This is a genomic window from Kitasatospora sp. NPDC052896 (assembly GCF_044547075.1).
Taxonomy (GTDB): Bacteria; Actinomycetota; Actinomycetes; order Streptomycetales; family Streptomycetaceae; genus Kitasatospora.
The window spans coordinates 152,515-163,971 of the sequence record NZ_JBITZU010000004.1; the positions used below are offsets into that span (position 1 = coordinate 152,515).

The 11,457-nt window shown below is 75.4% G+C and carries 8 protein-coding genes; 2 read left to right on the forward strand and 6 right to left on the reverse strand.

All coding sequences use genetic code 11. The features are described 5' to 3' along the window. Positions 1 to 34 precede the first annotated feature (34 nt). Both ACIGXM_RS11555 and surE read right to left on the reverse strand, forming a co-directional pair. Complete coding sequence (locus ACIGXM_RS11555; protein ID WP_396559454.1) at positions 35 to 1,117, reverse strand: glycosyltransferase; 1,083 nt, start codon at positions 1,115 to 1,117, stop codon at positions 35 to 37. Then, a complete protein-coding gene (gene surE / locus ACIGXM_RS11560; RefSeq protein WP_396559456.1) occupies positions 1,114 to 1,926 on the reverse strand; it encodes a 5'/3'-nucleotidase SurE in 813 nt (270 codons plus the stop codon). The genes ACIGXM_RS11555 and surE overlap by 4 nt, the downstream gene beginning before the upstream one ends. 536 nt (positions 1,927 to 2,462) lie before the next feature. Here surE and polX point away from each other — a divergent pair. After that, the gene (polX, locus tag ACIGXM_RS11565; RefSeq protein WP_396559458.1) at positions 2,463 to 4,181 is read left to right on the forward strand and encodes a DNA polymerase/3'-5' exonuclease PolX; all 1,719 of its coding nucleotides are present in this window, start codon (positions 2,463 to 2,465) and stop codon (positions 4,179 to 4,181) included. Positions 4,182 to 4,193: 12 nt separating this feature from the next. On the opposite strand, the gene ACIGXM_RS11570 is transcribed toward polX, so the two are convergent. From ACIGXM_RS11570 to ACIGXM_RS11585, 4 genes are all read right to left on the reverse strand, one after another. Then, complete coding sequence (locus ACIGXM_RS11570; RefSeq protein ID WP_396559460.1) at positions 4,194 to 5,186, reverse strand: Acg family FMN-binding oxidoreductase; 993 nt, start codon at positions 5,184 to 5,186, stop codon at positions 4,194 to 4,196. Between the two features lie 57 nt (positions 5,187 to 5,243). Then, positions 5,244 to 6,254 (reverse strand): helix-turn-helix domain-containing protein, encoded by a 1,011-nt coding sequence (locus ACIGXM_RS11575; protein WP_396559462.1) that lies wholly within the window; start codon positions 6,252 to 6,254, stop codon positions 5,244 to 5,246. Between the two features lie 190 nt (positions 6,255 to 6,444). Next, on the reverse strand, positions 6,445 to 8,586 hold the full coding sequence (locus ACIGXM_RS11580; protein WP_396559464.1) for a SpoIIE family protein phosphatase: 2,142 nt from the start codon (positions 8,584 to 8,586) through the stop codon (positions 6,445 to 6,447). A gap of 121 nt (positions 8,587 to 8,707) precedes the next feature. Then, a complete protein-coding gene (locus tag ACIGXM_RS11585) occupies positions 8,708 to 10,534 on the reverse strand; it encodes an APC family permease (protein ID WP_396559466.1) in 1,827 nt (608 codons plus the stop codon). Between the two features lie 141 nt (positions 10,535 to 10,675). Here ACIGXM_RS11585 and ACIGXM_RS11590 point away from each other — a divergent pair, with 141 nt between their 5' ends. Continuing rightward, positions 10,676 to 11,449: a GNAT family N-acetyltransferase gene (locus ACIGXM_RS11590; protein ID WP_396559468.1), complete on the forward strand. Its 774-nt coding sequence runs from the start codon at positions 10,676 to 10,678 to the stop codon at positions 11,447 to 11,449. The last annotated feature ends 8 nt before the right edge of the window (positions 11,450 to 11,457 follow it).

Below are 11,457 nucleotides of genomic sequence, written 5' to 3' on the forward strand. Positions count from 1 at the left end.
GCCGCTGGGGCCCTGCGACGTCCCGGCGACGGCCTCAGCCCAACCGCGCGCCGGCCCGACGCGGCGGGGCGGTGAGGTCGCGGGCGATCCAGACCGCGCCGCCGGACTCGGGCGGGTCGGTCGCCGGCGCGCGACGGCCGGCCCGCAGCACCAGGAACAGCGCCTGCGCCATCACCCCCGGCTCGGCCGCCACCACCATCGCGTTGAGCCGCCCGCCGGCGGCCCGCAGGTGCACCCGCTGGTCGTCGAGGTCGCGCACGCCCGGTACCACCACCGCCGGCACGCCGGACCGGGCCAGCTCCTGGACGGTGCTGTAGCCGGCGTGGGTGATGGCGGCCGTGGCGTGCCGGTAGAGGTCGTAGCCGGGGCCGAGGTACGGAAGCACCCGCACCGGTCCGGCCAGGCCCGGTGGCACCGTGACCGCGCCCCGGAAGTTCGGCCCGGTGAGCACCAGGAGGTCGACCGGCCGCGGGTCGTGCCGCCGACCGTACAGTCGGACCGCCCGCAGCCCGGCGTCCAGGAATCCGGCGGCGTCCCGGTGGCCGCCGCTCCCCGCCACCACCGCGATCCGCGGCTCCCCGGTGCCCGTCCGCCAGGGCGAGCGGGTGTCCAGCGGCCGCCGGACCACGTGCGGGATCCCGCTCAGGCGCACCCCGTGCGCGATCTCCTCGCGCCCCGGCTCGCCCAGCAGGTAGACCCGCTCGATCGCCGGGGCGTGCCGCGCCACCCAGGCCGCCGGGTCGAGCCGGTTCCGCCGGAAGCGGTGCACCAGGAACTGCGGGCAGCCGAGCCGGGCCGCCCGCTGGTACAGCTCCCGCTGCACGGTGTCGTCGTGCAGCACGACGTCCTCGGCCGTCAGCACCTGGGCGACCAGGGCCTGCGCCAGGCGGTGGTCGACGGCCGGCCCGGTGCCCGGCAGCAGCTCGCCGACCGGGCTGTCGGCGTCGGTGGGGACCACCACCTGGGCGAAGCCGTGGTCGGTGGTGAGTCGCTGCTCCCGCTCGGTCAGGAAGAGCGAGTCCCAGCCCAGCGCGCGCAACTCGGTGTGGATCGCGATCAGCCGGGAGACGTGGCCGAGACCGCGTCCCCAGGCGAACGAGACCACCCGCCCGGTCATCCGAGCACCCCGTCCGGGTGCCGGCTGTGACCGGGGACGAACCTCGGTACCGGCAGCGGCACTTCGAGGTCCTCCTGGACCGTCCGCAGCGCGGTCACCGTCGCGTAACCGGCGGCCAGCGCGCCGACGTCGCCGCCGGCACCAGCCGGCGCCGCCGCCCGGTAGGAGACCCGGAAGGAACCGGAGTCGACCCGGGCGGTCGAGAAGCGGACCGCCGGCTCGCCGCCGGGCCCGACCGCACGGATCCCGCGCAGCTCGTCGGGCGGCAGCGCGGGCGCGTTGACGTTGAGCACCACCGGCGGCCGGTCCCGGACCCGACTGCCCGGCAGCACCACCGGGAGCACCCGCTCCAGCGCCACCAGGGCGGTCTGCCAGTGGAGTTCGGCGCCGATGTCGATCGAGACCGCCGCCCCCGGGCAGCCGTACCGCGCCGCGGTGAGCACCGCGCCGACCGTACCCGAGTGCAGCACCGAATTCCCCACGTTGGCACCGGGGTTGATACCGGAGAGCACCAACTCCGGTGGGGCACCGAAGATCCCCTGACAGGCCGCCGTGACGATCAGCGCGGGCGGGCCGGCCACCGCGTGGGCGGAAATCCCCGGCAGACCGGGCAGGTTGACCGGGTCCACCCGGACCAGGCCGCCCGCCGGCACCGCCCGGCTGGTCCCACTGCCGCTGGCCTCGCTCCCCGGGGCCGCCACCAGCACGTCCAGGCCCTGCTCCAGTGCGAAGGCCGCCAGCCGGCGCAGACCCTCCGCCGCCACGCCGTCGTCGTTGGTGACCAGCACCCGCGGCCGCCTGACCGGCATCGGACTACCCACCGATCAGCGACGTGCCGCGGGCGGGCCGGACGGGGTCGGGACGGCTGATCCCGCACCCGGGCCACTCGGGCCGCGGCGCCCACCGCGGATCGCACCTGCCGACGACAAGGACGCACGGGTCACCGGCGACCCGGCCGGAGGTGTCGACCAACGGGCCCCCGGCGGGGGCCGGGCCGGGGCTGCGCCAGTCTGCGGGAGCGGTCACGGGTGCGACTCCTCGGGGAGAGAGCGGGTGAAGCCCGGCCGCTCGGGCGGCAGCCGGCCGAACCGGTCGAGCACGTCCCGCGGACCGGGTTCGACGCGGAAGCCGCGGAAGTCCTGCTGCCCTGGTGCACGTGGTGCCAGCCGACGGACCCAGCAGGCCGCCCCCGGAATCGTCACCGAGCACGGCGGCGGGAGCAAAGGTGAATTCCGGACATCCGCCCACCGCGCTGCGGCCGGCCCGCACCCAACGGCGGGGGCCGGACGGCCCGGGCAGCACGGAGCTGGTGCGCGGCCACCGCCGTCCGGGCCACCATGGACGTATGGCACGGCTCAACGAGCAGGTCGAGGCGCTTCTCCAGGAGTACGCCGACCTGCTGTCGATCACCGGTGGCGACGCCTACCGGGCACGCGCCTACGAGAAGGCGGCCCGCTCGGTCGGCGGCCACCCGGCGGACCTCGCGGGCCTGGACGCCAAGGAACTGCGCGAGATCCCCAACGTCGGCAAGTCGATCGCCGACAAGATCGACGAGTACCGGAACACCGGCAGCATCCAGGCCGTGGAGGCGCTGCGGGCACAGGTGCCCACCGGTGTCCGGCAGATCATGGCGATCCCCACCGTCGGGCCGAAGAAGGCCGGCGCGCTCTACCGGGACCTGCGGATCACCTCGCCGGAAGAACTGCGCGAGGCGATCGGGGCGGAACGGCTGAACGACGTCCCCGGCTTCGGCGAGCGGACCGCGGAGAACATCCTGCACGGGCTCGACCTGCTGCGGAGGACCGGCGGCCGGGTCCGCCTGGACGTCGCCACGGCGACGGCCGCCGAGATCACGGCCGTGCTCGGTGCCGTGCCCGGCTGTGTGCGGTGCGAACCGGCCGGCTCGCTGCGGCGGTTCCGGGAGACCGTCGGCGACCTGGACATCCTGGCGGCGGCCGAGGACTCCGACCCGCTGATGGCCGCCTTCACAGCACTCCCCGACGCCGCCGACGTCCTGGTGCACGGCACCACCAAGACGTCGATCCGCACCACCGCCGGCCTCCAGGTCGATCTGCGGGTGGTCCCGCCCGAGGACTGGGGTGCCGCCCTGCTCTACTTCACCGGCTCCAAGGCGCACAACGTCCGGCTGCGCACGATGGCCGTGAAGGCCGGTCTGAAACTCTCCGAGTACGGCCTGTTCGAGGTGGGCAGCGGCGCCCGGATCGCCTCCAGGACCGAGCAGGAGGTCTACGCGGCGCTCGGGCTCCCGTGGATCCCGCCCACCCTGCGCGAGGACCGCGGCGAGATCCAGGCCGCCCGGCGCGGGGAGCTTCCCGACCTGGTCGAGGAGGCCGACCTGCGCGGCGACCTGCACACCCACACCGACCTCACCGACGGCGTCGCGTCGCTGGAGGAGATGCTGGACGCGGCGGCGGCCCGCGGCTACGCGTACTACGCGGTCACCGACCACGCGCCGAACCTCGCGATGCAGCGGATGACCGAGGAGAAGATGCTGGCCCAGCGGAGCCGACTGCGCGAGCTGGGCCCGAGCCACCGCGGGATGCGCCTGTTGCACGGCACCGAGCTCAACATCGACCCGGACGGCGGGGTCGACTGGCCGGCCGACGTGCTGGCCGGCTTCGACCTGTGCGTGGCCTCCGTGCACTCGCACTTCAGGGCCGGGCGGGCCGCCCAGACCCGACGCCTGGTGCGGGCCTGCGAGAACCCCCACGTGCACGTCATCGGCCACCCGACCACCCGGCTGCTCGGCCGGCGCGGCGGCCTGGACGTCGACCTCGACACCGTCTTCCGGGCCTGCGCGCGCACCGGCACCGCGCTGGAGATCAACTCCGCGCCGGAGCGGCTCGACCTGGGCGACGAGGCGGTGGCCCGGGCCAAGCGGCACGGCGTGCGGTTCGCGATCGACAGCGACGCCCACTCGACGCTCCAGCTGGACAACCAGCGCTACGGGATCGGGACGGCCCAGCGCGGCTGGCTCGGCGGCGACGACGTGATCAACAGCTGGCCGTGGAGCCGGTTGCGGCGCTTCCTGCACGACCGGTGACGGACCGGGACCTCAGGCAGGCGCCTCCGGGTCGGTGTCCAGCGCGTCGGCGGCGGCCGCCCGCGGGGTCGGGGCACCCTCCGGGCCGTAGCCGAGCCGGATCAGCATCTGCACGGTGCCCGGGCCGCGGTGCGGATCGCGCATCGCCCAGCGCAGGTCGTGCCACTCCAGCGCCTGGTGCAGCAGCGAGGTGCGCAGGCCGCGCGCGGTGGCGAGCAGCAGGACGCGCTCCAGCGCCTGGCCGGCGCGCAACCAGTCGGCCGGTGCGTCGTGCTGGGTGGAGAGCACCGCCACCCGGGGGTGTGCCTCGAACGGGACCGGCGACCGGTACTCGGCGGGGTCCAGGGCGGCGAAGTCGCGGACCGGGAAGTGCCCCTCGGCGTCCTGCGGGCCGAGCGCCTCGTCCGGGATCCCGCGCGGGCCGGACCCGGGACGGTGGATCGCCCGACGGCTCTCGCGGCGGCGGCGCGGATCGGCGACGGCGCGTCGCTCGGCCTCGGCGGTGAGTGACAGCAGGTGACGGATCTCGCCCTCCCCCGGTAGCTCCAGCCGCCCGCCCTCCGCCGCGGCGGCCTCGGTCAGCTCGTCCAGCAGCGGCGCCGGGATCGGCCGGTCGAGGTAGGGCAGCCGGCTGCTGTGCCGGCGCCAGATCGCCTCGTAGAGCTCCGAGCGCCCCGGGTCGAGGCGGACCGGTCCGGCCAGCCGGACCCAGGCGAGCAGGTCCGGCTCGGGCGCCCGGGGCAGCAGGTGGACCACCGGCTCCCGGCCCAGCCGCCGCACCGCCAGCCGCAGGTTGAACAGCGCGGCCCCGACCGACAGGTGGAGACCCCGCTGCTCCGGGTCGGTGACCGCGAGATCCGGCTGCGGGACCGCGCGGACCTCCAGGGTGGTGGTCTCGGGACGGTACCGGTAGCGCCAGGGCTGGGTGTTGTGCATCGACGGCGCGGCGATCGCGGCGGAGACCAGCTCTTCCAGGGTCGCGGCGTCGAGTCCTGAGGTGATCATGACGGCCTCCTCACCGGTCGGAAGGCGCCGAGCGCCTCCCTGACTCCATCGTGCCGGTCAGCCGGTGATCGCGCGGCCACTGATCCGTTCGACGTCCAGCCGGATCCAGACGTCGCGCTCCCCGGGGGCCCAGGGCAGCGGACCGGGCTCGTCCGGGGCGGCGTCCGCGACGCCCCGCTCGGTCGCCGGGACCCGCTCGGCCTGGCCGGTCACCAGCACGCTCCAGGCATGACCCAGTGCCTCGTCCAGGTGGTCCACCTCGATGGCGATCCGGCGGTCTGCCGCCCGGGCGGTCACACTGCCCTCCGCCGTCCGGTAGTACAGCGACCGGCCCGTGACCCGGTAGTTCACCGGCAGGACGACCGGGCCCTGCGTGGTCGCGTACGCCACCCGGCCCACCCCGCGGTCCGCCAGCCGGCCCCAGCACTCGGCCGGATCCAGCTCCCGCAGCGACGGGTGCTCGGCCGCCGGCGCCCGGCCCGGGGGCAGGTCGACGCCGCCGCCCAGCAGTTCCGCCTCACTGGTCTCCAGCGCCCCCGCCAGGCGCAGCAGCGCGCCACCTTCCACCACGGCCGGCTTGGTCTCCAGGTACTCCAGGTAGGCGGGGGCCATGCCGGCCCGCCCGGCGACCTCCTCCCGGCTCAGGCCCAGCCCCTCGCGCCGCGCGAGGACCCGCCGGCCGAGGTCGCCGGGGTCGGCCGGCTCGGCGGGCTCGGCGGGCTCGGCGGGCTCGGCGGGCTCGGCGGGCTTGGCGGGCTTGGGCGGTGCGGCAGGCTTGGGTGCGGCCGGCTTGACCGGTTCGGCCGGCGCGCCATGCGTACCGGGCGCGGCCGGGACCGGTGCCGGGGGCCGGTCGGCCGACGGGAGCTCGGCGTCGATCCAGCAGTCGATCTCGCGCGGGTCGTGGCGGGCACCGAACGGCAGCGACCGCCGGGCCTCCTCGATCGCCGCCTCCCTGGTCAGGCCGTGCTGGGTCATCTCCTCGACCGCCACCCTCGCCAGTGCGGTCAGCTCGCGGCCCATGGCCCGCTCAGCGCCCCGGCGCGGGGACGGTCTGCTCTGGCTCATGGCTCCTCCTCGGGTACGCACGCCGCAGCGGGCCCGACCTCCTGAGAACCGTCGGACACCGGTTCCCATCCGCTGCCAGCATCCCTCCGCCCGCGACCACTCGCACGGGGCGAGCCCCGCGCCGGCGTACGCGCGCGAGCTGGTCGGCGCCCTCTTCGCCCGGCTGATGCCGGATCCCTGCCCCGCCCGGTCAGCCCGGGACGGAGCGGACCACCAGCAGCGCGATGTCGTCGGTGCGGTGCTCGGCCCGCTCGGCACGGCCGAGCAGCGCGTCGGCCAGCTGGTCGAGCGGCTCGTCACCGTGCCGGGCCAGGGTGGCGCCGAGGCCGGCCACCGCCTGGTCCAGGTCGCCACCGGGCGTCTCGATCAGCCCGTCGGTGTAGAGCACCAGCGTGCTGCCGATCGGCAGGCCGATGTCGGTCTGCGGGTACTCGGCGGTGGGCTCGACGTTCAGCACCAGGCCGCTGCGCGGCTGCACCAGGCTCACCCGACCGTCGGGGCCGCGCAGCAGCGGCGCGGGGTGTCCGGCGTCGGCCAGCCAGGCCTCCCGGCTGGCCAGGTCGACCCGCAGGTAGGCGCAGCTGGCGAGCAGGGTGGTGCCCAGGTCGAAGAGCAGCAGGTTGGTGCGGGCGAGCACGGTGCTGGGGTCGGCGTCGGCCGTCGCGAAGGCGCGGACGGCGGTGCGGATCTGGCCCATCAGGGCGGCGGCGTTCACGTTGTGGCCCTGGACGTCGCCGATGACGATGGCCACCGTGCCGCGGTCGACCCGGACGATGTCGTAGAAGTCGCCGCCGATGTCCATCCCCTCGGTGCCCGGCAGGTAGCGGGCGGTCGCCTCCAGGCCCGGGACGACGGGCAGCGCGTGCGGCAGCAGGATGTCCTGCAGGCCGTGGGCGAGGCCGAGCTTGGTGTCGTACAGCCGGGCGCGGTCCAGCGCCTGGGCGATCAGGCCGCCGAGCGAGGTGAGGACGGCGCGTTCACCCACGGTGAAGCGGTGCGGCTCGGCGAACGCGAGGACGCAGGTGCCGATCAGCCGGCCCGAGGTCACCAGCGGCAGGTAGGCCCAGCTGGCCATGCCGTCCTGGGTCTCCCGGCGGCCGGCGTAGAGCCGCTCGAGCTCCGCGCGGCTCTCGAAGAAGGCGGGTACCGGGTTGGTCGAGGCCTGGACTCCGGGGGTGGACTCGGTGAGCGAGGTGCCGTCGAACTGGTCGACCAGGCCGGGCGGATAGCCGCGGTGGCCGACGATCCGCAGCCGGCCGCTCTCGGCCATCAGCACCGCCACGGCCTGGCCGCCGAAGGCCGGCACGATCTGCTCGGAGACCATGCTCACCACGTCCTGCACGGTGACGGCCTCGGTCAGCGCGGTGGCGAGGTGCAGGATGTGGTACAGCGCGCCGGGCCGGGTGTGCGCGGCCGGCTCGGCGGGCGCCTCCGGGGCGGGCACCTCGTGCTCGCCGACCTCGGCGGCGGAGACCCGCACGGTGAGGCCGGCGGCGTCCGGGAAGAGCTCGAAGGAGAGCCAGCGGTCCGGCGGTCGCAGCGCCACGAACGACGTCGGCTCCCCGCTCATCACCGCCGCCCGGTAGCTGTACTCGTAGACCGGATCGCGCAGCCAGGGCAGCGCCACCCACGGCTTGGTCCCCAGCAGCAACTCGACTGGTTCCCCGAGCAGTTCGGCCGCGGTGGGGGTGACGGCGGCCAGCCGGCCGTCCAGGCCGATGCCGCACATGCCCTCGGGCAGCCGGGTCATCATCGCGGTGAGCGGGTCGTCGGCGCTGCGCGCGGCGGTGGTCGCGGGCCGCGCGCCCGGGCGGATCGGCCGGCCCACCGCGGCCGCCCGTACCAGCACCTCGGCCAGCTGGGAGGTGATCACCGAGAGCCCGTGCCGCTCGGCCGGTGACAGCTCGGTGGAATGCGAGGCCGGCCAGATGAAGAAGACGACCCCGAGCGTGCCGCGCTGCGCCTCCACCGGTGCGGCCACCAGGGAGAACGCGTACGGCATGGCCACCGCGACCCGCGGGTACCGGCGCGCCATCTCCTCCGCGCCGCCCACCCAGACCACCCGGCCGTCGCGCACCGCGTCGGCCACCGGGATCGGCGCGGCCACGCCCACGTGCTGCCAGCCCCTGGTGAACTGGCGGGCGGCCCCGAGCGTCATCGTCAGTTCGAGCAGTTGCCCGTCGTCCGACAGCAGGTAGCACCCGCCCATGTGCGTGCCGAGCCGGTCGGCGGCCGATCGCAGCGTCTCCGCCACCGCGTCGAGGTGGTCCTCGGCCGCCGGCTCGGTCCCCCTGGGTCCGAGTCGCGAAGCCGCAGGCCGTGACGTGCTCACCACAACCACCTCATTCGGGCCGACACGGTGCACCCGCACGGGCTTGTACCCATACTGACCCGTCCGGGTGGCCCGTGTCCCGCCGTGGGCCGAGCGCCCGGGACCGTTCGGCGCGGACCGTTCAGCGCGGGACGTCGACGCGGAAGCGCAGCCGGCAGATCACCACGTCGGTGTAGCGCCGGATCGCACGGTCCAGCACCGCGCCGCGCTGGTTCTGCAGCAGGCGCTGCCAGGGGTGGGGCAGCTGCATCTCCGGGATCAGCACCACCAGCCGGTCGTGCTCGTCCAGCTCGGACAGCCGGCGCAGGTAGTCCACGATCGGCCGGGTCAGCGAACGGGTACGGCTGGTGAGCACGGTCAGCGGGACGTCCGGGTGCCACTGCTCCCACGCCTCCCGCATCCGCTCGCTGCTCGGCGCGTCCACGTCCTCCGGGTGCGCCACGGTGACGGCGCGGACCTCGTCACCGAGCGACAGCGCGGCGCTGAGCGCCTCCCGGGTGAGCAGGTTGACCGCGCCGACCGGGACGACGACCAGCGAGCGGCGTTCCCGCGGCGGCCCGGGCACCTCGCCGACGTGCAGCCCGCGGCCGATCCGCTGGTAGGTGCGGTGGATCGACTCGAACAGCAGCACCAGCACCGCGACCGCGAGGAAGACCAGCCAGCCGCCCTTGTCGAACTTCGCGACCAGCTCGATGACGGTCGCCACCGCGGTCAGCACCGCGCCCAGCCCGTTCAGCACCGCGCGCCCCCGCCAGCCCGACCCGCGTTCGATCCACCAGTGCCGGACCATCCCGATCTGGGAGAGCGTGAAGCCGATGAACACGCCGATCGCGAAGACCGGCACCAGCGCCTGGGTGTCGCCCCGGGCACCGACCAGCAGCACCAGCGCCGCCCCGGCCAGCACCAGCACCCCGTGCCGGTAGACCTGCCGGTCCGCGCGCAGCGCGAACACGTGCGGCACGTGGTGGTCGCGGGCCAGCAGCGAGGTCAGCACCGGCATGCCGCCGAAGGAGGTGTTGGCCGCCAGCGCCAGCAGCGCCATGGTGGTGAACTGGACGACGTAGAAGGCCGCGTTGTGCCCGAGGGCGGCTTCGGTGAGCTGGGCGAGCACGGTCTTGGTGGGGTTCGGCGCGACCTGGAACCGGCCGATCAGCGCGGACAGCCCGAGCAGCATCGTGCCGAGCAGGGCGCCCAGCGCGATCTCGGTGCGCTGGGCACGCTTCACCCGGGGGCTGCGGAAGGTCGGCACCGCGTTGGCGATCGCCTCCACCCCGGTCAGCGCCGCGCAGCCGGAGGCGAAGGCCTTGAGCAGGAGCAGCAGCCCGACGGTCTCGGTCGCCGGTCCCGGACGCGTCGGCTGGACGACCGGGTGCGCGCGCAGCAGCCCGACCGCGATCACGGTGAGCACCGCCACCACGAAGACCACGGTCGGCAGGATCAGCGCCTTCGCCGACTCGGCGACCCCGTACAGGTTGACGCCGGTGATCAGCGCCAGCACCAGCACACAGAGCCAGACCCGCTCCCCGTAGAGCGAGGGGAAGGCCGAGGTCAGGGCGGCCACCCCGGCCGAGATCGAGACCGCGACGTTCAGCACGTAGTCGATGATCAGCGAGGCGGCGGCGACCAGGCTGACCCGCCGGCCCAGATGGCGCCCGGCCACCGCGTACGCGCCGCCGCCGTTCGGGAACGCGGCGATCACCTGCCGGTAGGAGGAGGTCAGCGCGGCCAGCAGCACCACGATCGCCACCGTCACCGGCATGGTGAAGCCCAGCCCGTGACCGCCCGCCACGGCCAGCACCACCACGATCGCCTCCGGCCCGTAGGCCACCGAGGCGAGCGCGTCGAGGGAGAGCGCGGCCAGCCCCTGGGGGACCGTCAGCCGGTCCCGCTCCCGTACGCCCGAGCCGTCGTCGGGCTGGTCCCCCGCCGCATCGGTGCTCTCGGGCATCGTGTTTCCCTTCGGGTCCGTTCCGGTGCTGAGGGCGACGTTAGCGGTCGATGCCAAAGATCCGTCAGGACCACGCGTACCGGCGCCAGAACACCGTCAGGGCTGCCCCGCTCGGGCCGCCGTACGGGGTTCACTGGACCGGTGGCCAACCGTCCCCTCTCCTCGGCGGCGGGTTCCGTCGTCCTCGCGCGTCCCGTGCGCCATCCGCTGCTCGGCCCCTGGTTCCTGCCGGAGGCACCCGGCCCCGGCGCGCTGGCCGCACACGTCCTGCTGAGCGGGCACGGCGGCTACTGGACCTCGCCGAGCGCCGCGCTGGTGCACTGCGGCTCGCACCGCGCCCTGCGCGGCGACCCGCTGACGCTCCCCCCGGAGCTCCTCGCCCCGCTCGGGCGCGGCCAGTTCAGCGCGCCCGACCGCTTCCTGCCGCTGCTCGGTCGGACCTTCGGCACGGTCACGCCCTGGGTGCGGGTGATCTGCACGCAGCAGCGACGCCCCCGGCGGCGGGCCCTGCCGCCCGGCGTCCGGCTGCGGCCGCTGATGCCGGCCGACGCGGCCCGGCTCGACGCGCTGGCACCGGACCTCCGGTGGATCACCGAGACCTGGGGGTCGGGCCGGGCCCTGGTCGGCGGCGGCGCCTGGGGCGCCTTCGTCCAGGGCCGGCTGGCGTCGGTCGCGGGCGGCTACCTGCGCGGGCTGGTGCACGAGGACGTCGCGGTGGTGACCGTACCGGAGTTCCGCCGCGCCGGGCTCGGCCTGCTGTGCGTCCAGGCGGTCAGCGCCACCGTCCACCGGCGCGGCCGGATCCCGACCTGGACCGTGCCCCGGTCCAACGAGCCCAGCCGCGCGCTCGCCGCGGCCGCGGGCTTCGTCCCGGTCCGCGAGGAGGTCGTCTACTGGGTCGGTCCGGCCCGCTGAGGCGACCG